Annotated in this window: 24 protein-coding genes and 2 pseudogenes; 13 read left to right on the top strand and 13 right to left on the bottom strand. The window is 58.8% G+C overall.

All coding sequences use genetic code 11. From position 1 onward, the window contains the following. Window positions 1-176: 176 nt before the first annotated feature. On the bottom strand, window positions 177-683 hold the full coding sequence (locus B5527_RS36570) for a MarR family winged helix-turn-helix transcriptional regulator (protein WP_245332392.1): 507 nt from the start codon (window positions 681-683) through the stop codon (window positions 177-179). A 135-nt stretch (window positions 684-818) separates the two neighbouring features. On the opposite strand from B5527_RS36570, the gene B5527_RS36565 reads away from it, so the two are divergent. The 5 genes from B5527_RS36565 to B5527_RS46850 all read left to right on the top strand — a co-directional run bounded on the left by B5527_RS36565 (window position 819) and on the right by B5527_RS46850 (window position 4,357). Next, window positions 819-1,622: an SDR family NAD(P)-dependent oxidoreductase gene (locus B5527_RS36565; RefSeq protein WP_079605816.1), complete on the top strand. Its 804-nt coding sequence runs from the start codon at window positions 819-821 to the stop codon at window positions 1,620-1,622. A 74-nt stretch (window positions 1,623-1,696) separates the two neighbouring features. Next, complete coding sequence (locus tag B5527_RS36560) at window positions 1,697-2,728, top strand: enoyl-CoA hydratase/isomerase family protein (protein WP_172842771.1); 1,032 nt, start codon at window positions 1,697-1,699, stop codon at window positions 2,726-2,728. After that, entirely contained in the window at window positions 2,725-3,468 is a 744-nt protein-coding gene (locus tag B5527_RS46860) for an AMP-binding protein (RefSeq protein WP_245332391.1), read from the top strand. The genes B5527_RS36560 and B5527_RS46860 overlap by 4 nt, the downstream gene beginning before the upstream one ends. Continuing rightward, window positions 3,450-4,169, top strand: coding sequence for an AMP-binding protein (locus B5527_RS46855; protein ID WP_338065065.1), 720 nt, complete (start codon window positions 3,450-3,452; stop codon window positions 4,167-4,169). The genes B5527_RS46860 and B5527_RS46855 overlap by 19 nt, the downstream gene beginning before the upstream one ends. Further along, a complete protein-coding gene (locus tag B5527_RS46850; protein WP_338065064.1) occupies window positions 4,085-4,357 on the top strand; it encodes an AMP-binding enzyme in 273 nt (90 codons plus the stop codon). Before B5527_RS46855 ends, B5527_RS46850 begins: the two co-directional genes overlap by 85 nt. A 211-nt stretch (window positions 4,358-4,568) precedes the next feature. Here the strand turns inward: B5527_RS46850 and B5527_RS36550 are convergent, their stop codons facing one another. Further along, complete coding sequence (locus tag B5527_RS36550) at window positions 4,569-5,426, bottom strand: alpha/beta fold hydrolase (protein WP_079605814.1); 858 nt, start codon at window positions 5,424-5,426, stop codon at window positions 4,569-4,571. 353 nt (window positions 5,427-5,779) lie between these two features. Here B5527_RS36550 and B5527_RS36545 point away from each other — a divergent pair. Continuing rightward, window positions 5,780-6,028 (top strand): annotated as a pseudogene (locus B5527_RS36545) (7-cyano-7-deazaguanine synthase); the annotation flags it as partial. 164 nt (window positions 6,029-6,192) lie between these two features. Here B5527_RS36545 and B5527_RS36540 read toward each other — a convergent pair. The 10 genes and pseudogenes from B5527_RS36540 to B5527_RS36495 form a co-directional block, all read right to left on the bottom strand. After that, window positions 6,193-6,620: pseudogene (locus B5527_RS36540) on the bottom strand (nitrile hydratase accessory protein). Next, entirely contained in the window at window positions 6,617-6,811 is a 195-nt protein-coding gene (locus tag B5527_RS44850; RefSeq protein WP_154072707.1) for a hypothetical protein, read from the bottom strand. Before B5527_RS44850 ends, B5527_RS36540 begins: the two are co-directional and overlap by 4 nt. Further along, window positions 6,804-8,666, bottom strand: coding sequence for an MFS transporter (locus B5527_RS36535; protein ID WP_245332389.1), 1,863 nt, complete (start codon window positions 8,664-8,666; stop codon window positions 6,804-6,806). The genes B5527_RS44850 and B5527_RS36535 overlap by 8 nt, the downstream gene beginning before the upstream one ends. Continuing rightward, entirely contained in the window at window positions 8,663-9,016 is a 354-nt protein-coding gene (locus tag B5527_RS36530) for a hypothetical protein (RefSeq protein ID WP_154072706.1), read from the bottom strand. Before B5527_RS36530 ends, B5527_RS36535 begins: the two co-directional genes overlap by 4 nt. A gap of 91 nt (window positions 9,017-9,107) precedes the next feature. Next, window positions 9,108-9,290, bottom strand: a complete 183-nt coding sequence (locus B5527_RS36525) for a c-type cytochrome (RefSeq protein WP_079605811.1) — start codon at window positions 9,288-9,290, stop codon at window positions 9,108-9,110. Window positions 9,291-9,497: 207 nt separating this feature from the next. Then, the gene (locus B5527_RS36520; RefSeq protein WP_079605810.1) at window positions 9,498-9,887 is read right to left on the bottom strand and encodes a tautomerase family protein; all 390 of its coding nucleotides are present in this window, start codon (window positions 9,885-9,887) and stop codon (window positions 9,498-9,500) included. Between the two features lie 355 nt (window positions 9,888-10,242). After that, window positions 10,243-10,725 carry a cupin domain-containing protein gene (locus B5527_RS36510; protein WP_079605808.1) on the bottom strand — a complete coding sequence of 161 codons (483 nt, stop codon included), beginning with the start codon at window positions 10,723-10,725 and terminating at the stop codon, window positions 10,243-10,245. Window positions 10,726-11,436: 711 nt separating this feature from the next. Next, entirely contained in the window at window positions 11,437-12,324 is an 888-nt protein-coding gene (locus B5527_RS36505) for a LysR family transcriptional regulator (protein ID WP_079605807.1), read from the bottom strand. A 212-nt stretch (window positions 12,325-12,536) separates the two neighbouring features. Then, window positions 12,537-13,565, bottom strand: coding sequence for an aldo/keto reductase (locus B5527_RS36500; RefSeq protein ID WP_079605806.1), 1,029 nt, complete (start codon window positions 13,563-13,565; stop codon window positions 12,537-12,539). A gap of 252 nt (window positions 13,566-13,817) precedes the next feature. Further along, window positions 13,818-14,306 (bottom strand): MarR family winged helix-turn-helix transcriptional regulator, encoded by a 489-nt coding sequence (locus B5527_RS36495; RefSeq protein ID WP_245332388.1) that lies wholly within the window; start codon window positions 14,304-14,306, stop codon window positions 13,818-13,820. A gap of 159 nt (window positions 14,307-14,465) precedes the next feature. On the opposite strand from B5527_RS36495, the gene B5527_RS36490 reads away from it, so the two are divergent. From B5527_RS36490 to B5527_RS36460, 7 genes are all read left to right on the top strand, one after another. Next, window positions 14,466-14,756, top strand: a complete 291-nt coding sequence (locus B5527_RS36490) for a muconolactone Delta-isomerase family protein (RefSeq protein ID WP_172842770.1) — start codon at window positions 14,466-14,468, stop codon at window positions 14,754-14,756. Window positions 14,757-14,784: 28 nt separating this feature from the next. Continuing rightward, complete coding sequence (locus B5527_RS36485; protein ID WP_079605804.1) at window positions 14,785-15,534, top strand: SDR family NAD(P)-dependent oxidoreductase; 750 nt, start codon at window positions 14,785-14,787, stop codon at window positions 15,532-15,534. Between the two features lie 174 nt (window positions 15,535-15,708). Then, window positions 15,709-16,305, top strand: coding sequence for a tautomerase family protein (locus tag B5527_RS36480; protein WP_245332387.1), 597 nt, complete (start codon window positions 15,709-15,711; stop codon window positions 16,303-16,305). 277 nt (window positions 16,306-16,582) lie between these two features. Next, window positions 16,583-17,038: a tautomerase family protein gene (locus tag B5527_RS36475; RefSeq protein WP_079605803.1), complete on the top strand. Its 456-nt coding sequence runs from the start codon at window positions 16,583-16,585 to the stop codon at window positions 17,036-17,038. Window positions 17,039-17,503: 465 nt separating this feature from the next. Beyond that, window positions 17,504-17,989: a carboxypeptidase-like regulatory domain-containing protein gene (locus B5527_RS36470; RefSeq protein WP_154072704.1), complete on the top strand. Its 486-nt coding sequence runs from the start codon at window positions 17,504-17,506 to the stop codon at window positions 17,987-17,989. Window positions 17,990-17,994: 5 nt separating this feature from the next. Then, complete coding sequence (locus tag B5527_RS36465) at window positions 17,995-19,593, top strand: hypothetical protein (protein ID WP_079605801.1); 1,599 nt, start codon at window positions 17,995-17,997, stop codon at window positions 19,591-19,593. 44 nt (window positions 19,594-19,637) lie between these two features. After that, a complete protein-coding gene (locus tag B5527_RS36460) occupies window positions 19,638-20,687 on the top strand; it encodes a DEAD/DEAH box helicase (protein WP_245332386.1) in 1,050 nt (349 codons plus the stop codon). A gap of 313 nt (window positions 20,688-21,000) precedes the next feature. On the opposite strand, the gene B5527_RS36455 is transcribed toward B5527_RS36460, so the two are convergent. Continuing rightward, window positions 21,001-22,584: an RNA-directed DNA polymerase gene (locus B5527_RS36455; protein WP_079605799.1), complete on the bottom strand. Its 1,584-nt coding sequence runs from the start codon at window positions 22,582-22,584 to the stop codon at window positions 21,001-21,003. Between the last annotated feature and the right edge of the window lie 11 nt (window positions 22,585-22,595).

The following is a 22,595-nucleotide window of genomic DNA, read 5'->3' as shown; positions in this document are numbered from 1 at the left end:
ATCAGATAGATGTTTAGGATACCGCGTGCGCGGTCTGCTGATAGGCCGGCATCGATCGCGTGTGGCGCGAGACTGCGGGACGAGCCCCGCTAGGGGGCAGGTCGTCGATTTGTCCTTTGGGACAAATTTTGGTCCTGACGAGATTGTCCAACTCGACATGATACCGACACAAAAGATCACTCGGACGTCACCTCGGGATTGGTTCCAAGCTTCTTGCGGGCGGTATAAGCGGCGAGAAATTCCTGAGAGGCGACTTGATCCGCCAAGCTTCGCAGCTTCTCGGCCGAGACTGGCCCTAAGACAGTTTCCACGCGGCGGTTCGCCGCTGCCCACAGCAGGTACGCCTGCCGGAGCCGGGCCTTTCCTAAGCGGGTCAGAATACCGCGCTTCGTGCGCCCGTCCTGGGGGTCTTGTCGCAGTTCAACCAGTCCGTCCCTAACGAGCGGCCGCACGGCGTGCGTTAGCGCCGAGATTCCAATTGCTAACCGCTCCGCCAAATCCTGCAGCGTCGGCCCTTCTTGACCGCGGGCTAGTTCGCCGATCTGGGCGAGCAGACCGGCCTGGGTGGCCTTTAGTCCAATCGGGGCAAGCGCCTCATCATACAATTGGCCGAGGCGACGCGCCGCACGGCGCAACGCGTTGTTCGTGCAAGCAAATTTGGCTGGCACAGCGACCGCCTCCATGCCCCTGTCATCCAGATCAACTGCCGGAGAACCACGCATCTTTCCCATCTGCGTAAAATATAGTTGAGCACTGTACCATTGAAAAGGGGCTAAGCCCGCCCAAATGGTTTAGGGCTCAACCAATGGAGAACCCCCATGTCTGTGGCCACTTTCAAGAAAATCGCAGTCGTTACCGGAGCATCCTCAGGCATCGGCGCTGTTTATGCCGACCGCCTTGCCGCTCGGGGCTACGATCTCATCCTCGTGGCGCGACGCGCCGACCGCTTAGAGGCCCTCTCGGAAAAGATTTTGAAGACCTATGCTGGCGCCAAAGTTGAGGTGATCGCCGCTGACCTCGCGAAGGAATCTGACCTTGTGCGTGTCGAAAAGGTCCTCGCAACGAATCCGGCGGTGCACATCCTCGTAAACAATGCCGGACTTGCTAGGCTTGCGGCGATTGCGCAGGCGCCCGTGCAACAATCCCTGGCCCAGATAGCGCTGAATATCACTTCGGTGACGCGCCTCACTCATGCTGTTCTTCCCGCACTGCTGTCGAGAAATGACGGAGTGATCATCAACATTGCCTCCGTGTTAGCCATCCATTCGCTCCCGGTCAGCTCCGTGTACAGCGGCACCAAGGCCTTTGTGATGAACTTCAGCCGAGGCCTTCAGGACGAACTGGTCGGGACTGGCGTAAAGGTCCAGGTGGTCCTTCCCGCCTCGACGGCAACCGAAATTTGGGATGCATCAGGCCTTCCGCTATCAGCCTTGGACCAGGACACCGTGATGTCGGCGGAGAATCTGGTGGATGCCGCCCTCGCCGGCCTCGACAAGGGTGAAGCCATCACGTGGCCCACGGTGGCGGACGCGAGCCTTTGGGACAAGTACGACGCCGCCCGTTCGACGCTGTTCGCCGCCACCCAGACCAACAAGCCGGCCGCGCGCTACAACGCCATATGACATCGCTCACGGAGCGCAAGTCGCTTCGGCTTTGGTCAAACTCCCGACTCCCTAGACGTGGCGGTCTCTTCTGCATGAACGACGGCAAGCTCCGTCGCACGCTCGCGCAAAAAGCTAGAGTTGCGATGATCGACGAATCTTCTACGAGCCCCTCGATCGCAAGAAGCGGGTCGAGTGGTCAGGAATCACTACGGTCTATCGAGGGACGCCGTCGGCGCCAGACAGGGACACAGGTTCTGGCGATCCGCTGCTTAAGGAAGATGAGGCCGACGCCGACGACCCGCGCCGTCACTTTCATTCAACATCAGGATAACATCATGCCGTTCACTCACCTGGACATCGGCGGTCCCGTCGCCACGCTCAGCCTCAATCATGCCGACGGCAACCGGATCAACTTCGATATGCGTGTTGAGCTTAGGGAGGCTATTCAACGAATAGAAAAGAGCCCGGCACGGGCTCTCCTCATCCGGGGCGAAGGCGGCGACTTCTGTCTTGGCGGGGATGTACGGGACTGGCCAGGCACTCCCACGGAGATCCTGCAGCCAAAGATACAGGTGTTCGCCGAAGCGCTGGACCATCTAGAACGCCTGCCGATTCCAGCCATCGCTGCTGTGCAGGGCGGATGCATGGGCGGCGGGTTCGAACTCGCGTTGAGCTGCGATCTGATCCTCGCCGCCAGGTCCGCCCGTTTCGCATTTCCGGAAGCGCGTGTCGGCATCGTGACTTTGCAGGGCGGCATGATGCAAATCGCCGAGCGCGTCGGCAGCGCGAAAGCCGCCGAGATGGTGTTCCTTTCCGAGCCGGCGACTGCCGAACAGATGCGGCAGTGGAACGTGGTCAACTGGGTCGTAGACGACGCCGAGTTAGAGTCGCAAGCCGCCGCGCTGGCCACCCGCCTCGCCGAGGGACCGACAAAAGCGTTCGCTGCGACCAAGGCGCTCTGGCGCATGCAAGCCGAGCAGGGCGTGAAGGCCGCCAAGGCGAAGCTCTACGACCTTTCGATGCCGCTTTTCGAGACCGAGGATGCGCGGACAGCCCTGCGCAATGCCGCCGAGGCGATCAATGCGGGCAAGCCGTTTCCCAGGGCGACTTTTGCCGGCAAGTGAACCCGGCGGCGACCGGATTAGCGATAGTCAATGAGGAACGCACCTATGAGCTTCATAGACGAGAGGTCAACGCAATGAATATCACCCATGGACTACGGCGTTCCTTGCAGGTCAATTCGCGCGGCACTGCCACGATCTTCGAGGGCCGCCGCCGCACGTGGCAAGAGATCGGGGACCGCGTGTCACGCTTTGCGCGAGCGTTGCGCGCCCATTCCCTCGGCCGCGGCGATCGCATTGCGGTCCTCATGCTCAACCAGGATCGTTACATCGAGTGCTACCTGGCCGCCAGTTGGGCGGGAGCCGTGATCGTTCCGCTCAACATCCGCTGGAATATCCAGGAAAAAGCGGATGCCCTGAGCGATTGCGGCGCCAAGCTGCTCGTCGTCGATAATGCTTTCGCGAAAGCCGGAATGACGCTTGCAGCAAATGCGTCGGGTAGCCTGATGCTGATTTACGCGGACGATGATCCCGTACCGGATGGAATGTTCGGGTACGAAGCGCTGATAGCTGCGAGCGGGCCGATGCCGGATGCTATGGCGGCGCCCGACGATCTCGCGGCCATCTTCTATACCGGCGGCACCACCGGCCGCTCGAAAGGTGTGATGCTCAGTCACCGCAATATTGCGGCGAACGCGTTCAACTGCCTGGCGGAGGGCTATGCGGCGAAACCGCGGTTTATCTGCATGCAGCACCCATGTTCCACATGGCGAACGGCGCCGGAATGTATTCCCTGTTTCTGAGTGGCGCGACCAGCGTAGTCATCAAGGCATTCACGCCGGAAACCGTATTTGACGCGATCGAGCAACAAAAGGTGACCGAGACCATCTTGGTACCCACCATGATCCGGATGATGGCGGACCACCCGGCGGTGCGTTTGCGTGATCTCGGTTCGCTCAAGCAGATCCTATATGGCGGCTCACCGATCAGCGAGGCCGTGGTCGACCGAGCGAGTGCAGCCCTGCCGCGGGTCGCGTTCATACAAGCCTACGCCCAGTCGGAGCTGTCTCCGATCGCCACCATTCTGCACGCGCGCGAGCGTCTCGGCGAAGGGCGCTCTCGGGGACGCCACCGGTCGGGCGGCCGGGCGACGCTTGGCGTCGAAGTCCGGATCGTCGATGAGAACGATCGAGAGGTGCCGCGCGGCACAGTCGGTCAAATCTGCGCCCGTGGCGATGTGGTCATGATGGGTTATTGGAACCGTCCCGAGGAGACCGCCAAGGCAATCGTCGACGGCTGGATGCACACCGGGGATGCCGGCCACATGGACGAGGATGGATTCGTCTACATAGTGGACAGGTTCAAAGACATGATCATTTCTGGGGGGAGAATGTCTACTCTGCCGAGGTCGAGAACATTGTGGCGCAGCATCCTGCCGTGGCGCAGTGCGCGGTCATCGGCATCCCGAACGAGACCTGGGGCGAACAGGTGCACGCCATCGTGATGCGCAGGCCGGGCGCCAAGGTTGACCCAGTCGACATAATCGCGTTCTGCAAGGAGCGCATCGCCCACTGCAAATGCCCGCGCAGCGTCGAAATTCGCGATGAACTACCGATGTCTGGCCCTGGCAAGATTCTTAAGCGTGAACTGCGTGCACCGTTCTGGGAAGGCCGAAAGCGGCTGGTCAGCTGAATGTCATCGCATGGGCCGCGGTGATCTATGCAAAGGGGCCTGGCGATATCGACGATAAGGCTCAGGCGGAGGAGGCCAGCCGGCCGGAGGGCAATAATGTTTCGTAGCACTCTTGGACTTTCGCTCTTCTAAGCCTGAGTGGGTATTCGATTGGCCGGACTTGTCCCTGGTGCAGGATGGCGGAATTACATCGGCACTTCTCGTAAGCGACCTAAGCGACAAATTTTGACACGATCTGATTGAACTTGGTCGGGTTCTCCACGAACATAAAATGGCTTCCGCCCTCATTTTCCTCAAAGATCTCCAGCTTGGCGCCAGCTATCTGCTTCGCAATCCATGCGAGTGACTTCCAGGGTATGAGGCTGACCCGCCCCCCGATCACAAGAGTGGGGAGCGTGATGCGTGGAATGATGTCGCGCCAATCCTGACATCCATGATTAACGAACAGAGTTGCGGCGTCCTTGCCGGCCATGCGCAAGGTGCACTGGATGATCCATTCTTTCACATCCTCCGGACAGTTTCTCGACACGCAGTGCTCGATGAAAACGCGGGCGGCTGCTTCACCGTCTGGACCCGACCGGGCATTGGCCGTTTCCCACAAGGAGGCGGGTGTGAGAATCGATCCGGCCGCCTCAACTTCTTCGGGGGTCCAGGCAGGGTTCGAGGTCAGCATCGGCGGTTCGTCGGTCAGCACGATCTTGCCAAGGCGATCTGCGCCGAACAATTCCCAGTAGGCCCAGATGACCGAGCACCCCATCGAATGCCCGAGCAGGGTGACATCGTCCGCATTCGCGGCGATCAGCGCCTCGCGCAAGTCCTGGGCAAGGCGGTGTATCTTGAGACCGAAGTTTGGCTTCTCCGATTCTCCATGGCCGCGTAGATCGAGCGCAATCACCTGATAACGATCTGCCAGGCCTTCGATCTGAAACGTGAATTGCTCCGCGGTTTGCGAGAGGCCATGAATCAGAACGAGCGGTTTTCCCGCACCCGCCTCCAAATAGTGCAATCGAACTCCGTCATTTGTTCTGAAGTATTTCGAAGCAATTTTGATGTTCGATGCAACCGGCATTCGATCGGGCCTCCCAATGTCAAGGACACGAAAGTATACCGACCACACAACAAGATCATTTCATGATTTCGCGAGTGAGTTACGACGGTAACAAAGCTCGAATCTAAGTGCTTATCCATCGAGACCGAGCGCCCCTTGCAGGCCGTCTTATCCTGACGCGCGCAAGTGGAGCAAGTGTAGTACTTGTGGACCCTTCCGGTACGCTAGTCCACGACCCGGACGATTGAGCATGAACGGCAAATCGGAGCCTCCACACCAACGCTTCAAAGAGCGTCAAGCACTGAAGGATACGACCGACGAGGTTGAGAGGCCGACTGCTCTGCCGCGATTGGTGATGCATTGCTGCATGACCGCTCGGCATGGACACGCAGTTCGAATTGCACACGCCGCTGATGTGGCTCGACAAGGCCTCTACGTGGTGGCTCGCAAGCGAACTCGGCGGGGCAGGGCTGGTCGATTTGATCCGCGAACACTCCCACACCTGCTATCTCGGCGAACGCGGCGCGCGGCATGACTGGGGTTTTGGTTGCGGCGAATGCCCGGCTTGCGCTTTGCGCGCGAAGGGCTGGCGCGCATATGCGGGGCGCACGGCGAACTCGTAAGCTGCTGGTTCACCAAGCCCACAGTGTCATCATCCTCGAAAGCGGATGATCGAGTATTCCAGAGCAGCCGGAGATCAATCGCGAAGCCACGGCGTACTGGATAACCGCTTTCGCGGGTATCACGGCCATTCTTGGAGAGGCGTAGCTCCTCCGCACCGACGGTACTAGCCAAAATCCTCCGGCTTAAGTTCGATCGGCGAACCATGTGGCGTGCGGTCGGCGGCGGCGTCCCAGGCATCGCGGTAGCGATGCAGCGTTTCGGAGGAGGCGACGCCCTTTTCGGCAACCAGGCGTTCCAACGTCGCCAGCCAGTGCTGGTAATAGGTCTCGCCGGTGTCGGGATCGCCGTTTGCTTGCGCGCCTGCAATTTCGTCGGCAAGCGTTGCTGCCCATTCGTTCCAGTGAACAGGCCCCGCTTATGCAGCGTCAACGCCATCGCAAAAGCCTGCGCTTCCCAGGGTTCGCGAAATACCGGGCCATTTTCGTCGCGGGGAATGCCCGGCACGGCGCGGGCCGCATGCGCGGCAGGCTGTTCCCAAACAAAACCGCGAGTGGAAACAATGGCCTCAGGAAATTTTGGTTTGTCGGTCATCGTTCCCCGATCTGTTCGACTTTGGTTTTGGTGCTTATATCAGCCACGTCATCGCTGTACACCGGTCCGCTTGGTTGGGTGCCGGCGCCCATGTCGAACAGCCTGCGCGCTTCCTCGATATCCTTGGCCTCGATCTCGGTTATCCAGGTCACAAGACACCGGCTGGTTTCAGTCTGTCGAAACTTAGGCATCGTCTTCCCCATCCAACATGAGATTGAGATCGTCCTCGAAGCCTTCGATCAAGGCTTCCAGCTCAGCGATATCCGGACCGCTCTGATCGCTTGTGATCAAGCGCAGGATCATATTGTCCCAGGCCGCGATGTCCTCGCGTATGCGTGCGACGATCTCGGCGGCGCTGTGAACCTTGTTGACCCGCTGAACCGGTTCAGCCTTCGGCTTCTCTTTCGGTTCGAGCGACCAGTAGCGCCACAGCTTCGGGTGCTGTTCGTTCCACTTCTCGATTAGCACATCCATATGCCGGCGGCTGACGAATGACTCCTCACGATGGAGCGCCCGGTCGAAGACAGTTGGTGATGACCGGCCCCTCGCCGGCCGCATTTGGATTGCGACCACGACCGCGAAGAGACCGGCGACGACAGCGGCGGTAAGCAGCGCGGCCACGAAACCCGTGGCATAGCCGCGATGAGCAATCTCGTTGGCGATCGTCGGCGAGACTGGGGACATCAACGCGACGGCCTTCGGCACATCGCCGGCGGCGACGAGCCTCGCGAACTCCGTAGCGGCCTCGCAACGGCTCGCAATAGACGCGCAGATAGTTGTCGTCAGAGCGGCTCGCGCGACGATCGCCATTATGGTGCTCAGCACCACAAAGCCCAAAAGGATGCCGCTGAATCGCGACGTCGTGCTGATGCCGGAGGCCATGCCGGCTCGCTCGCGCGGCACCACACCCATGATCGCCCTCTGAGTGTCGCCATTCAGGAGGCCTCCACCGCTGCCGAGGATAATCATGCCGAGAATGAGGAGCGGCCACAGTCTTCCTGCCGCGCCCCAGGCTGTGACGAGGTTACCGAGACAGACAACGCTGAGCCCGAGCGCAAGGATTTGGTGGGATGCGAGATAACGGCCGAGCCATTGTCCGATCTGCGGCAGGACCAGCATGGCGATCGCGAAGGGGAACATGGCCAAGCCGGCATCAAGCGGCGGCAACCCGAGACCGTTCTGCAAGTAGAGCGGCAGGAGCTGTGCCATGACCTGCGCCGAGGCCGCATAAGCGAACATGGCAAGCACGGCGCCGATGAAGCGTGGCAACCGAAAGAGCGCGAGGTCGAGCATCGGCCGGGCCTGGTTGGTCTCAGCCGCGAGAAACCCGATGAATGCAGCGAAGCCGCCGGCAAAGCCCGCGAGCGCGGAGGTCGATAGCCAGCCCTGCGCTTGGCCGTGGATCAAACCCCAGGTCAGGCCGAACATGGAAGCCGCGAAGAGGATGATGCCCGCCGGGTCGAGGCTGCGCGCCTCGCTGTCGCGCGACTCCTGGATGAGCGGAAGGACAGCGGCGCCCAAAAGCGCGCAGACCGGCATGTTGACATAGAAGGCCCAGCGCCAGCCGAGTCCGTAGGCGATGACGCCACCGATGATCGGCGCAAGGACCATTGTGAGGCCCATGATTCCGCCCCAGATCGCCCAGGCACGTGCGCGCTCGGCCTCGCCGTGGAAAGCATGGCCAATGACCGCGAGCGCAGGTGCGAGTAGAAACGCGGCCCCTACTCCTTGGGCGCCGCGAGCCAGATAAAGTGCCGGCGCGCTCGGCGCGGCCCCGCACAGCAGTGAAGCGAGGGCAAACAAGCCGATCCCGCCGAGAAACACCTTCCGCCGGCCGAAACGATCGGCGATTGAACCCGCGGGGAGCAACAGTGCGGCGAAGCAGAGAACATAGGTGCTGACCACCCACTCGACATCGGCAAAGGAAGCATCCAGGTCGCGCGCAATCGTCGGGAGGACGACGGCGACGACATTGGTGTCCAGCACGGTCATCGCGCATCCAGTCGAAGCAGTCAGCAGGACCGCCAGGGAAGCACCGGGTTTCAAGCCGCTTCCTCCCCGAGTGACCAGCCCAGTTGCGCGCGGACTGCCGCTAAAGCATCGACCAGATGCTGCACAGCCGGATAACGACCGGGCTTCGCGAACAATCCCTGTGCAAGGTCACCTGGGAGGTCCGTATCCACTTCCAGGTAGCCCTGCAAAATTCCATGGGTCTTGGCGTGCACACTTCTGAGCGCATGACCGCCATCAGCGAAGGTCTTTTCGTTGATATACCGCATGGTCGCGATCAGAGCCTGGGTGGTTTTATCCTCATCCGCGTCTGGCCGTTCGACCGATGGACTAAATCGGACGGGAGCCTCGAGTTGAACGTTCATAATGGTTGATGGAAGGCTCATGGAAGTCTCTCAGTATTCCTAGAGTACCCGGCCGGTGCGGCTGACACTCCTGTTACGTGGGGTTTGCACCGTTATCGGCACCCGCCGGCGATCATTCGGACGTTTGCTTCCTCAACTCCGCCACGTCCTGGGCGGTAAGCTGCGATCCCTTGCCGCCGAAGCGTGAGGTGGCGTAGTTGGCCACGGCCGCAATCTCGTCGTCGGAATACGCGTCACCGAACGCAGGCATCGATATCGCGCCTTCCGGCGCCTGCCGCTTGGTACCGGCGATCACGATCTGCGCGACATTGGTCGCGCCGGGATCGTTGACCGCCCAGGCGCCTGGTTATCGTCACGATAGTCTCCTTGATGTTCGGTGATGTTTGCGCCACAGCAACGCGCAATTTTTGTTACAGTTGATTCCCGAGCTATGGAGGAAGGTGCGTCGAATAATGATTTCTGCGTCCACCACAACTCCAATTCGGGTGCCACCCCTCCGGGTTCATAGATCGCCGGTCAGAAATTGCGCCCGGCCTGCGCCGAATGACCAGTCCTCATCAGCGCTCGTCACAAAATTCACGACCACGTCGGTTGGTGAAATTCCGCAACTGGCGGAAAGCCTTTCGACCAGCAAACGATAGAAGGCCTGCTTCATTTCGCGTTTTCGTGGACGACTGGTGATCTGGAGCACAACTATTTTGTCGGATCTGGCAAATCCGAGCCCAGTATCCTCGATCACCATGCGAGAGCGCTTGTGCTCATGCACGACCTGGTAGCGATCGTGTTTCGGTACCTGGAGGGTGTCGAGCAACACCTCGTGCGTGACGTCGAGGATCTTCTTCAGCTCAGATTCCGAGCGTCCCTCGATGAGGTCGAAGCGCAGGAGCGGCATGATGGCTTTCCTTATTTGAGCGTCGGCGCAGGAACGTGTACCGAGGATTTCACTGGGGCGAGCTGCAGTTCGACGACGTTCTCGCGAATCCGCTGAACGCTCCGCACACCCCCCATGACGCCGTAGCTCACGAAGCTTACGCTAGTCCACGACCCGGACGATTGAGCATGAACGGCAAATCGGAGCCTCCACACCAACGCTTCAAAGAGCGTCAAGCACTGAAGGATACGACCGACGAGGTTGAGGGGCCGACCGCTCTGCCGCGATTGGTGATGCATTGCTGCATGCTTCGGGAGAACAGCACCGCTCGGCCCCTCGTTCCGCCTGGTCGTTCTACTCTCATTCGAGAGTTGGATCATGCTGTTCGGGAGCTAAACAAATTCACCTCAACCGGCATCGCCAAAGTTGGCAGATCAGATCGGATGAAATCGTAGCCCTTTTTCGAAGGACTCTGTATCAGCAGGAATTTTAGCGGCTCCGTCGTGCTGGCATTGACGATTTCATGGATTGTGCCGGGTGGAACAAGGTGCATGGCATGCCTGCCACAACGGATGGACGGCCCGTTCCTGCTGTGGGATGCCTCGAATTCACCCTCTATGACGAAAAAGATGTCCCAGTTCTTGGTGTGGTAATGGCTCTTGATACGGCCGCCCGGTTCGAGCACGTAGACGTGGATGTGAACCTCGTCTTGCTGGTGGACAAGCGCCTTACGAACCGACACGCTATTATCCTGACGCAGCACATGCTGTATCGCGTCATTTTCGCGAGGTGGTGCATCATTCCCATTATAGGAGAGCTGTGAAAGATCGGGGATGGTAGTCGGCTCGATTTGTTGCATGACTTTTCTCCATACGCTGGGTGGGTTGCGATTTAACTGATAGCCACTCGAATAGGGATATGTGCTCCACTTGGTGTTTGAGAATTGGGAAAAGGTGCAAGCCCCGTCGCGCTGAATCACGGTCCCCGTGCAATGACGAGGCCGCTGATGCGCCCGCTGCTGCGAAGCGACGCAGTCGGCATCACGCAGCTTCACGGTGCTCAGGTCACGTCGGGTACCGCACGGAGAAAGAACGGAGTATATTTCCAGACCTTAGCTGATGCGATTGCCACTGCGATGTCCAGGATCGACACAGTGACAACGCGAGAGGCAAGGCGGTGTTGGTGTCTTCGCACCAGCAGGCCTCGCCGCTGTAGGATGATCATTCGCATGCCGCCGGCCAAGTACGCGAATATTCAGGCCGCATTTTGCCAGTGCATTGACGCCAATGGTACCGTCACACAAAGGGCCGCTGGTCGAGCACTGGACGCCAACCATGATCTACGTACCTACGCATGGAAGGCACCACGCGGTTTCATGCCAGTTGGTAATTGCTGACGCACCGTCATGTGCACACCGACGTCCCGTTGGCGGCTTTGGCGATGAGGCTATGCAACGACTAACTCGCCGTCTGCATCAGCCCTGCTCCATCCGCATCGCTCTTGATTCCACATTTCTTTCGAGCGCCGCAGAACAACAACGCGGAACAATGCGAAAGGGAAGGTCCTGAACTTATGTGTCTTGCATGAGGAAGTCACGATCCGCTGCGACCTGCTCTTCCAGTATACGTACGACCGCGCGCACGCGCGGGATCCAGGCCAGATCCTCGTGCACGCCGAGGTAGATCGGCCGCTCCGTTCGCACGGATGATTTGAGCACCGGGACGAGGCGCGGGTCGGTTTCGCCGGCGAAGGAGGGGAGAACCACGAGACCGGCCCCGGCAGCAGCAGCAGTCGCCTGAGCATACAGAGAGGAAGAGCGGAAGCAAACGCGGGGGCAAGAAACGAATTCGTGTAGCCAAAGCACCTCAGGAATTTGTACGACGTCCTCGATGTAGTCCACAAATACGTGCGCGGCGAGGTCTTCGGGCATAGCCGGGGTGCCGTGTGCGGCGAGGTACGCTGGTGCTGCGTAAAGGAACAGGGCGAAGGACCCGATTTGCCTAACTTGCAACCGCGGCCCGCGCGGCGGCATGAAGGACAGACTGACATCCGCCTCGCGCTTGGTCAGGTTGATCGGATTAGGCGAGGTCACGAGTTCGACGAGCAGCTCGGGATAGCTTGCCGTCAGGGAGGGCAGGTACTGGGCAACATATTGGCTACCGAATCCTTCCATGCTGGCTACCCGCACGCTGCCAGCGGGGGCGGCGGGCTTGCCGGCCGCGATGACAAGCGCCTGCTGTTCCATGGCCTCGGCGAGTGGCTGAAGGCGGGCGCCAGCTTCGGTCAGCACGAAGCCGTCGTCGGTCCGGTCAAACAACTTTTGGTCGAGCGATCTCTCGAGTTCGGCTACGCGGCGGCTGACCGTGGTGTGGTCTACGCGTAAGCGCCGCGCTGTGGGGGCTAGTCGGCCCTGGCGTGCGAGTTCGAGAAAGACGTGCAGGTTGTTCCAATCGAACATGGGATGCTTATGCTCGGCAAGTTTGGGACGCTCATCAGGTGAAAAGGACGGCCGCATTGATCAACCACTAACGCCAGGCATTTGCGCTGAGGTATTCGGTCAGCAGTCACGGTCCGTCCTGGTCGGCCCTCGACGGCATCCATACATCTGGCATTCTCGCGTCGCTATGACGAGAATCCCGATCAGGATGCCTGATGTGCTCTCTTGGACCTCTATAAGGTAGGGAATGGATTTCTCTCCGCAAATCCCTCCTGGTGCCAATAAGGATAGGTCGGGATGACCCGGCTGGCCTTATCCAGGCGCTGAACCTGATCGGGCGTGAGGGCCCAGCCAATGGCTCCGAAATTTTCCGACAGTTGCGTTTCGTTGCGCGCGCCGATGATGAGGCTCGCGACGGTGGGACGTTGAAGGAGCCAATTGAGCGCGATCTGCGTCACCGATTTCCCGGTCTCGCCGGCGATCTCATCGATCGCCTCGATGATCGTGAAGAGATGCCCGTCCTGCACGAAAGGACCGTCTTCGGGCCTCAGGCCGCGTCGGCTGCCCTCAGGCACGGATAGGCCCTGCCGGATCTTGCCGGTGAGGCGCCCCGACGCCAAGGGGCTCCAGACGATCGCGCTGACCCCCTGGTCGAGCCCGAGGGGCATAAGTTCACTTTCGTATTCGCGGTTGGCCAGCGAATAATATGCCTGATGCGCGACATGGCGTGGCAAATTGTAACGCTCCGCCACCGCCAGCGACTTCATCAGATGCCAGCCTGAAAAGTTCGAGCAGCCCACATAGCGGATCTTGCCGGCGCGAACGAGATCGTCGAGGGCGCTCAAGGTCTCCTCAATCGGCGTCCTGGCGTCGAAGCCGTGAAGCTGAAAAATATCGATATAGTCGGTCCCCAGGCGCTTCAGGGCTTTCTCGCAAGCGTTAATCAGATGATAGCGCGAAGAACCCACGTCGTTGGGGCCCTCTCCAAAGCGGAAAGTGGCCTTCGTTGAGACGATAACGCGATCACGCTTGCCTTTGATCGCCGCGCCGAGGATTTCCTCCGCAAGTCCGGCGGAATAGACGTCGGCGCTGTCGAACATGTTCAGGCCAAAGTCGAGGCACATGTCGACGAGGCGCGTCGCCTGTTCCGCCCCGGTATCACCCCAAGCGGCAAAAAAATCGCCCTTGCCGCCGAAGGTAGCTGTTCCAAGGCTTAGTGCCGGAACGCGGAAGCCGGAACGGCCGAGATATCGATAGTTCATTAGGTTTCTCCAACTTGTTTTTCAATTCGACGGGCTTGTTCAAGCCGTGGCCGGAACGACGTTCGGCTTGCCTGGCTTGGGCAGGGTCACAACGAGAAGCGATGCCACGAGCAAGAAGGCGCCGGCAACGAGCAGGGCAGGAAGATAGGTCCCAAATTCTGTCCGCGTGCGCCCGGCCCCGAAGGCGTCGGCCGGCTGCAGGTGTCGCTTCTCAAATCGATCATCAAATCGATCATAAGATCTCCGGAATATTTATCGGCCGGTCGATGCCAGCGCCTTTTCGAAAGTTTCAGTGAAGTCGTTCGCTACGAGAAGCTGCATCACCACGCGCAAGTCCTCGGATCCGGTGGCCCCAAGGGCGGCTTTGAAGCTCCGCTGCGCAGCCTCCCACAGGGCATCCGATTCACGGAGCTTGGACCGTCCCAAGCGGGTCAGACTGATCAACCGGTTGCGCCGGTCCTGCGGATCGACAGCGATCGTGACCAGCTTTTCACGGGTGAGCGGCTTCAAGGTGTGAGCAAGACCGCCGGCGTCCATCACCAACGCGTCGGCCAGTGCGCCGACCGTCGCCGGCTCGGAACGCCCGATTTCCGCCAGTATCGCGCGCTGCGTCGTCTTCAGGCCGCTCGGCGCGAGCGCCGTATCGTAAAGCTGCGAGATTCGTCGCGACGCCTTTCGCAATTCCGTGCAATGGCAACGTCCTTCGCTTTCCGGTCGTGCGTACCGGGTTCTCTCTTTCACGTGATGATCTCCGTCTTGATTTGTAAGCATATGCCGGCATCGTTCCCAAACACAAGCATATGCTGGAATCAACTGCATGTGATTTGCGCCCGTCTTGATTTATAAGCATATGCTGGTTAACACAAGCATATGCTGGTATTAACTCAAGGAGCGCTCAAAATGCAGTTCATGACCCTGTTCTCCTGGCATCCCGATAAGGGGGAAACCCCTGCTCCCGCAGACCTCAGGGAGGCGGAGTTCGAGATGATACGTGGCCTCTACGCGGCCGGTTTGGTTCAACAAATCTGGTTTCGCGGTGACGCCGGAGGCGCCTGCGCAATTGTGGAAGCCGCTTCGACTGACGAAGTCGCGGAAAAGTTCAACGCGCTTCCTCTCATCCGCGAAGGCTACCTGCAGCCTCCGATGATCGTTCCACTGAAGCCGTATTCCGGCTTCGCTCCCCGAAACTGATGGTTCAACCAACAAGCTTGAGGAAGATATGCCGAAACTCGATGGAAAGATCGCTGTCATCACTGGTGGAAACTCTGGGATCGGCCTGGCGACGGCCAAGGTTTTCGTGAAGGAAGGCGCGCGCGTTTACATCACGGGCCGCAGGCGGGCAGAACTCGATGCCGCCGCTTCCCTTCTTGGACCGAGTGCTAGGGCCGTCCAGGGCGACGTCTCCAAGCCGGCTGATCTCGACCGCCTCTACGACCAGATCCGCAGTGAAGTGGGACGTGTCGACGTCGTTTTCGCAAATGCCGGCGTGGTGATTCCGATTCCGCTCGGCGGCCTGACGGAGGAGCACATCGACCGTCACCTGGAAGTGAATGTGAAGGGCGTGATCTGGACCGTCCAGAAGGCTCTGCCTCTGATGGGGCCGGGCGGCTCGATCATCTTGAACGCCTCGATCGTCGCCTCAAAAGGCTGGGCCAATTGGAGCGTCTACAGCGCCTCAAAGGCGGCGGTCCGCAGCTTCGCCAGGACATGGTCGTCGGATTTGCGGGGCCAGGGCATCCGGGTCAACGCGATCAGCCCTGGCGTGATCCCGTCACCCGCGCACGAAAACGCCGCCGCCAGCCGTGACGCGCTGAACAGCTTCATGGAATACGCGGCAAGCATAACGCCCCTTGCCCGAACGGGAACCGATGAGGAGGTTGCGAAGGTCGCCGCTTTCCTGGCCTCCGACGACAGCAGCTTCATCGCGGCCAGCGAGATCTTCGTCGATGGCGGCATAGCCCAGATCTGACGAACGGCGGTCCGCTCTCCGATGTGAAAAACGATCTCTTCGTAGAACCGAAGACGTCGATGCTGTTCGGAGATGCACGTCAATCTCTCTTGGACCTTGGACTGCAGGTCAAAGGGGCTTGAGGCATCGCATCCAACGTTTCGCACAAAATCCATCAACATTGAGACGGAGCCTATGTCCATGCTCTTTGATTCAATGAAAATCGGTCGACTGGACGAAGAGGCGCAGCCCTCCGCCTACCCGCGACGCCGCATTATAAAGGCGTGTTTGCTGATTGGGGCGGTCGTGGGTATCGCGATGAAGGCGGGCGCGGCGGCTCCGCTGCGCGCGCTTGATGAGCAACAAGTCGAGACTGTTCGAGACAGGCAGAGGAGGTCAATGATGCCGTTAGCGAGAATAGACTTGAGTAAGGACGCGCCACCCGAGCGTGTCCGGGTAGTGAGCGAAGCGATCTATCATGCCATGGTTGAGGTCGCCAATGTACCGTTGCACGACAAGTTTCAGGTAGTAACGCGTCATGCTCCCGACGAAATCATATACCCGGAAGAGGGTTACCTAGGCCTGAACTATACACGCGACCTCATCATCATACAGATCACCTGGGTCAGCGGGCGTTCGGTCGACGTGAAGAAGAAATTCTTCCACCGGATCGCTGACGAGATCCACGAGAAAGCTCATGTGCGAAAGGAGGATATCTGGATCAACTTGGTCGACACAAATCGCGAAGACTGGTCATTCGGCGACGGCGAAATGCAATATGCGCCCAAGTGAAAGCTATCCGCCAAAACATGCACCTGATGTGAGGAGAATATCATGACAGATGTTTCCAAGGTTGTGCCTCCGTATCGTTGGCTCCGGGGCACCAGCAGGTTTTGGTCATCATGGCCCATTCCGCCATCTCATCGCCGAGTCGCCGCCATCGTGCCAGGATCGCAAGTTGCCAAGTGTAGCTTATGTGCGTGTGCCGGCTATTACATGCAACGCACAAAGTCGCCTCGGGCCAAACGGGGTTCGTTCGAAAAGGAATTTCATTCGTAAGGAGATATCGATGCCAACCTACGTGTGTTACCTGCCAAGAGACAGGTTCAGCCAAGATCAAAAACATCAGATTGCGGACGCGATCACCTTTCGCCATAGCGAGGCGACAGGCGCCCCTTCTTATTTCGTGCAAGTGGTGATCGAGGAGGCCCGAGCGGATCGCTATTTGGGGGGCGAACACACGTCTGATCACATCTGGGTCCGCGGTGATATACGTGCGGGTCGCACCGAGGAACAGCGGACCGGCATGATGACGAAGATGATGCAGGACATCAGCCTCGTCACTAGCGTTAGGCAAGAAAACGTCTGGATCTATCTTTGCAACCTGGACCCCACAGATATGATCGAATACGGACACGTTTTGCCCGCGCCGGGGCGGGAGGAGGCCTGGTTTGAAGGTCTTCCCGGGTCCGTCAGGACCTATCTGGCGAAGCTGGGAACAATAAAGGCAAACTTTAAGCTTTGATCCTTCAACGGCGAGGGGCCGCGCAAACCGCCTCCAATGTTGGCACAACTCGGAAGCGTGCCCACAAGTCAACGCGAGAGGATGACACCTTCTCGCGCAGCGACTTTCGATATGATCCGACAAGCAACGTCTATGCTGGGCGAACTGATTAAATTACGTCATTATTTCAATATTATAAGAGTTCGTGGTTTTGTTCTGAATGGCGCGCCATTCGCTAATGTTGTCCGATACCTAAGCGATCCCGCCGTTACCATAAGCGATCGCTATTAGGCTTGTGATGCACAAGCGAACGCCCGCGGGCGTGAAATGCTCTTCGATGGCGAGACAGAGTTTCGTGCGAGGCCAGTGCCATGCGCGGACGTCAGTCGAAGGCTGATTCAAGCCATTGGACGCTGCCGACCTTGTTGCTAAAATGGCGACAATGAAAACCGGCCAAAGAGTCGGTTCCATGCCGGGAGGCGAGCCGTGTTCGTGACCAGAGTACTTGCACGGTTGACGATATTTGCCGGCTTGATAGCGCTGCCAGGTACAATCCCCACCGCAGCCTATGCGCAGCAGGCCGTAGCGATCGGCGCCACCGACATCGGCGGCACTGTTGTCGGCGCGGCCGGCCCTGAAGCCGGAGTCTGGGTGATCGCCGAGACCACCGAACTGCCGACGAAGTTCGCGCGCATCGTCGTCACCGACGACCATGGCCGCTACCTCATCCCCGATCTGCCGGCCGCGAATTACAGCGTCTGGGTGCGGGGTTATGGCTTGGTGGATTCGGCCAAGCTCACCGCAAAGCCGGGCCAGCTTCTTAATCACACGGCGGTGCCGGCACCGAACGAAGCGGCAGCGGCGCATTATTACCCGGCGATTTACTGGTATGCGATGATAAAAATTCCGCCTGCCGGCGATTTCGGCGGCAAGAGCGACATTCCCGAAAAGCTGACGCAGACTACTGGCTGAAGCAGATGAAGAATATCGGCTGCATCGGGTGCCATCAGCTCGGCCAGGAAGGCACTCGCACGATACCAGCTGCTTTCGGCAAGTTCGATTCCGGCGCGGCGGCCTGGATGCGGCGCGTCCAATCGGGGCAGTCCGGCGAGCAGATGACTAACCAACTTGCCGGCAATTTCGGCGGCGTCCCCTTCAAATATCTCGGCGACTGGACCGACCGCGTCGCCAAGGGCGAACTGCCCAAGAGCAAGCCGCCACGTCCACAAGGCGTCGAACGCAATATCGTGATCACTTCATGGGAGTGGTCGACGCCCGACAAATACCTGCACGATCTGATTTCGTCCGACCGGCGCAATCCGACGGTCAATGCCTATGGCCCGCTTTACGGCTCGCCCGAATATTCGACCGATAATATGCCGATCCTGGATCCGAAGACCAATGAAGTGTCGTTCTTCAAGATGCCGGTCGCGGACCCAGAGATGCCGGAGTCGATGGGTCCCGGGCATGCCGCCAGCGTGAAGCCGCTGGAGCCGTCCGCCTATTGGGGCGAGCAAAAACTCTGGGATACGCGAGCCAATAACCACAACTCCATGTTCGACGAGAAGGGCCGGCTCTGGCTCTCCGCCACCGTGCGCGGCATCGATAACCCGGCGTTCTGCAAACAGGGTTCCGACCACCCGTCGGCCAAGGTGTTCCCGCTGGAAAAGTCGGCCCGTCAGGTGGCGATGCTCGATCCCAGGACGATGAAGTACAGTTTCATCAACACCTGCTTTGGCACCCATCACCTGCAGTTCGGCTACGACGCCAACGACACGCTGTGGCTCAGCGGCACCGGCCCGGTTGCCGGCTGGATCAACACCAAGATGTTTGACGAAACCGGCGATGCCGCAAAGTCGCAAGGCTGGTCCCCGTTCGTGCTCGACACCAACGGCAACGGCAAGCGCGACGATTATGTCGAGCCCAACGCCCCGCTCGATCCGAACAAGGACAAGCGGATCGTCCCGGGTTCGGGACCTTACGCGGTGATGCCGTCGCCGGTCGACGGCTCGATCTGGTACACCGTAGGCATCTTCGGTGGGCCTCCGGGGTTCCTGCGATTTGACCCGGCTACCGGACTGTCGGAGGTGTTCAATGTTCCGGCGCCGGCATTCGGAATCCGCGGCGGCGATATCGACAAGAACGGCGTGGTCTGGGCGTCGTTGTCGAGCGGCCACCTCGGCAGCTTCGATCGCCGCAAGTGCAAGGGCCCGCTCAATGGGCCGACCGCCACCGGCAATCATTGCCCCGAGGGCTGGACCATCTATCAGTATCCCGGCCCTGGCTTCGACGGCATCGGCGAGAACAGCGCCGAGTCGAGCTATTACACCTGGGTCGACCAGCACAACACGTCCGGACTTGGCGAGAATATCCCGATGTCCACCGCCAATCTCGGTGACGGCTTCGTGGCGTTAAAGGATGGCAAGATGATCACGATCCGGATTCCTTATCCGCTCAGCTTCTACGCCAAGGGTTTTGACGGGCGTATCCTGGCAACCGATGCGCCGGACTACGAGGGCCGGACGGATACGCCGGGACGCCGGGGCCGCTCCCAAAAGATGCGGGTCAGCTTGTGAAGTACGACGCTTGGCCTGTCAGGAAACGCGCCTGAAAAGACGCCTTGGATGGCATCAACGAGCTAGACCTGACCCATGGTAAACGTGCTATTCCGTGCGCCGGCAGGGGAGCACAATCTGTGTTGGCGTTGGATAAGGTTGTTGCGGGAGCGAAGATACGGGGGGTGGCGGGCCCAGCGGTCGTCGAGGTCGTGCGCGTCCAGTGGATCGGCTCGGACGCCCTAAATATCGTCTACCGAGGCGCCGACGGTCCGGCGGAGGTACTGCTTTATCGCGATGCCGAGCCTCGACTTGAACTGGTCCAGGCCAGCCGCGCCTTCAGCTTCGACGGTGATGGCGAGGCGTTCCGGATCGCCTCCGAGGCCCAACGCATCAGGCTCGCACACCTCTTCGACCCCTACCTCGCAGTACACAGCTCCCGTATCGAGCCGCTGCCGCACCAGATCACCGCTGTCTATGGGGAGATGTTGCCGCGGCAGCCGTTGCGCTTCCTACTGGCCGATGACCCTGGCGCCGGTAAAACGATCATGGCCGGGTTGTTCATTAAAGAACTTATCATTCGTGGCGACCTGGAGCGCTGTCTCATCATTGCGCCCGGCAGCTTGGTTGAGCAGTGGCAGGATGAGCTGAAGGAAAAGTTCGATCTCACCTTCGATATCGTCTCGCGCGAGCAGATCGAGACCTCGGTCACTGGGAACCCTTTTGTTGAGCGCAATCACCTGATCATGCGCCTCGACATGGCCGCACGCTCGGAGACGCTGCAGGCGAAGTTGCAGGCTGCTTCGGATTGGGATCTCGTTATCTGTGATGAAGCGCACCGCATGGCAGCGAGCCTATTCGGCACCGAGGTGAAGTACACCAAACGCTACAAACTCGGTCAGCTCGTCGGCGGTCGCGCGCGCCACTTCTTACTAATGTCCGCGACGCCCCACAACGGCAACAATGCCGACTTCCAACTGTTCATGGGACTTCTTGACGCTGACCGCTTTGAGGGGCGGCCCCGCGAAGGAGCCCGCAAGGCTGATGTGTCTGACCTCATGCGGCGCCTCACAAAGGAGGAGCTTAAAAAATTTGACGGCGCGCCGCTATACTGAGGGCATTTCGTCATCCAATAACTGCGGACGAAGTTGAGATTGAACCCGGCGGCACGGAGACATCAGGTCATTTTCTTCACTACCTGAAGGCAGATTGAAACGTTGGTTTCTCGCCCCGCAGCTTGGGCGTCAGGCGACGAACGACCTCGACCTTCTCGCGTTCGGCTTCCATGGGATCGATGATCGCGATTGTTTCGCGGCAGCTTGCTGACACCAATCGTGGCCCCAGGCTGTTTGATACGCAACCATGGGCTGGAGGCTGTCTTGAGCCACCTTCCCTGGGGCCGTCCTCGTGCGTGTGGCTGACGGGGTCTCAAAATCGATTTTCGCCGCGATCCCGGATCAGGTCAGCCAACTCGCCTGGCTTGGAAGCAATCCAATTACAGAATAGCCCGTCGAGTGGACGCGTCATGTTCGGTTTGACCGCTCCCACCCAGGCTTTGAACTCGTCTTTTGGCAAGCAAGTCGCACCCATCAAAAACGCCATCTTCTCGAAGCCGTTTAGTTCGTCGAAGCGAGTTTTGTTGCGACGAAAGAAATTAACATCATTGTTGAGACCTCGAATAATCAAACTGTGTCGGTTACTGAGCGTTTCATCCTTTGCGATTTCAACCAGCCCGCGGTGGTCTATTTCCAAACATCCCCTTAGGAAAAGCTCCATCAGCCATACCCGTATTGTTGGCACAGACGACGCGGGACCGGCTTTTAGCTGCCCTACGATGGCCTGGCGTAGGGCTTCACTCAAAAACGGTGCTCCCCGAGGAAGCTCATGCAAAAGTAAGACAACCTCCTTAATAAATGGAATTAGATCATCCAAGCGGGTGACAATAAAGTCCGCAGCATTTTCGTCTTCGGTCAAACGCAACCCCAGAAAAATAGCGCGTATCTTACCGAAGTCCCACATCTCCTCGGAAAGTTCTTTCTCCAGAACTTCAAGAAGATTGAGTGCCTTGAGCTTTTCTATATCCTCTTGAGATGGCTCTTCCTCAAAATACAAAGCATGATTGAGTTGATATAATGCCGATTGTTCAGCCTCATCGGAAACGTCAACCAATTGAGAAGATAGAAACTCATTGAAATCATCAATTTTCAGCAGCTTTGTTTTTTGGGCATTAAGTGACAGACCTTCGCTGGTTGCTAATTGCTCCGCTAGAAATGCCAAAGCACTATACGGCGACTGATTGCCGTCTAAAAATAGTCGATAGTCATCCACATATCTAGTAAACAGAAACCCTTCATCAGCTAGCGCACTATCCGCGTCGCTTAATACGGCCTCGGCCAACAAACGAGATGCGCTTCCTCCCACTGGGATGCCGTATGACTGTCTCGACCGAATTTGCTTAATCAAAGTTTTTATGAACGCATTGATGCCCTTTTTTGTGGTCGCGACATCTAGTATGTTTTCGATACGATGAAAGTAAATGCGCTGATAAAAATCCGCTATGTCGGTTAGGACAACGTGAGTGAAATGATTTTTCGCCACGAAAGCGCGCTGCCATTCCAACCAAGCCCTATACGAGTGGTCTTCGACAAAGAGCGATGAACTAGGCTTGGACGAGAAGCGGTATGCAAATGGTCCAAATTCATCAATCGGACGCTTGAGCTTTTCTAAGTCCGCTCCAATCTCGACCACAGCCGCAGTAAATAGAATTGTCTCCAGAACGGGCAACTGATGCACAATCCTGAAACCCAGGCGACTTTTTGGAGCAATTGTTTCGATAGCTTGGGCAGGCTGAAACAAATCAAGGTCCAGCTTCGAGAGTTCATCAATAATCTTGTCTCGTCTAGCCGAAAGGAACGCGATCTCTATGAGGTGCGGGAAGACGTCCGTGTCCCCGAACGCTGCTAGATGGTCAATAGCTCGACCAATGCTCAATTTGCTAAGCCGCGTCGGCATTTTGCACCAGA

This window comes from Bradyrhizobium erythrophlei, from assembly GCF_900129425.1.
GTDB classification, from domain to species: domain Bacteria; phylum Pseudomonadota; class Alphaproteobacteria; order Rhizobiales; family Xanthobacteraceae; genus Bradyrhizobium; species Bradyrhizobium erythrophlei_C.
The sequence above is the reverse complement of the archived record's forward strand: the minus strand, read 5'-3'. Positions and strand labels throughout refer to the sequence as shown.

Coding starts and splice junctions, on each gene's coding strand:
- B5527_RS36565 (WP_079605816.1), top strand. CDS start 819: ATGTCTGTGGCCACTTTCAAGAAAATCGCAGTCGTTACCGGAGCATCC.
- B5527_RS36485 (WP_079605804.1), top strand. CDS start 14,785: ATGCCGAAACTCGATGGAAAGATCGCTGTCATCACTGGTGGAAACTCT.
- B5527_RS36560 (WP_172842771.1), top strand. CDS start 1,697: ATGAACGACGGCAAGCTCCGTCGCACGCTCGCGCAAAAAGCTAGAGTT.
- B5527_RS36570 (WP_245332392.1), bottom strand. CDS start 683: ATGGAGGCGGTCGCTGTGCCAGCCAAATTTGCTTGCACGAACAACGCG.
- B5527_RS36520 (WP_079605810.1), bottom strand. CDS start 9,887: ATGCCGCTCCTGCGCTTCGACCTCATCGAGGGACGCTCGGAATCTGAG.
- B5527_RS36465 (WP_079605801.1), top strand. CDS start 17,995: ATGAAGAATATCGGCTGCATCGGGTGCCATCAGCTCGGCCAGGAAGGC.
- B5527_RS46855 (WP_338065065.1), top strand. CDS start 3,450: ATGTATTCCCTGTTTCTGAGTGGCGCGACCAGCGTAGTCATCAAGGCA.
- B5527_RS36510 (WP_079605808.1), bottom strand. CDS start 10,725: ATGCAACAAATCGAGCCGACTACCATCCCCGATCTTTCACAGCTCTCC.
- B5527_RS36550 (WP_079605814.1), bottom strand. CDS start 5,426: ATGCCGGTTGCATCGAACATCAAAATTGCTTCGAAATACTTCAGAACA.
- B5527_RS36455 (WP_079605799.1), bottom strand. CDS start 22,584: ATGCCGACGCGGCTTAGCAAATTGAGCATTGGTCGAGCTATTGACCAT.
- B5527_RS44850 (WP_154072707.1), bottom strand. CDS start 6,811: ATGCCTAAGTTTCGACAGACTGAAACCAGCCGGTGTCTTGTGACCTGG.
- B5527_RS36490 (WP_172842770.1), top strand. CDS start 14,466: ATGCAGTTCATGACCCTGTTCTCCTGGCATCCCGATAAGGGGGAAACC.
- B5527_RS36480 (WP_245332387.1), top strand. CDS start 15,709: ATGTCCATGCTCTTTGATTCAATGAAAATCGGTCGACTGGACGAAGAG.
- B5527_RS36530 (WP_154072706.1), bottom strand. CDS start 9,016: ATGAGCCTTCCATCAACCATTATGAACGTTCAACTCGAGGCTCCCGTC.
- B5527_RS36505 (WP_079605807.1), bottom strand. CDS start 12,324: ATGTTCGATTGGAACAACCTGCACGTCTTTCTCGAACTCGCACGCCAG.
- B5527_RS36475 (WP_079605803.1), top strand. CDS start 16,583: ATGCCAACCTACGTGTGTTACCTGCCAAGAGACAGGTTCAGCCAAGAT.
- B5527_RS36500 (WP_079605806.1), bottom strand. CDS start 13,565: ATGAACTATCGATATCTCGGCCGTTCCGGCTTCCGCGTTCCGGCACTA.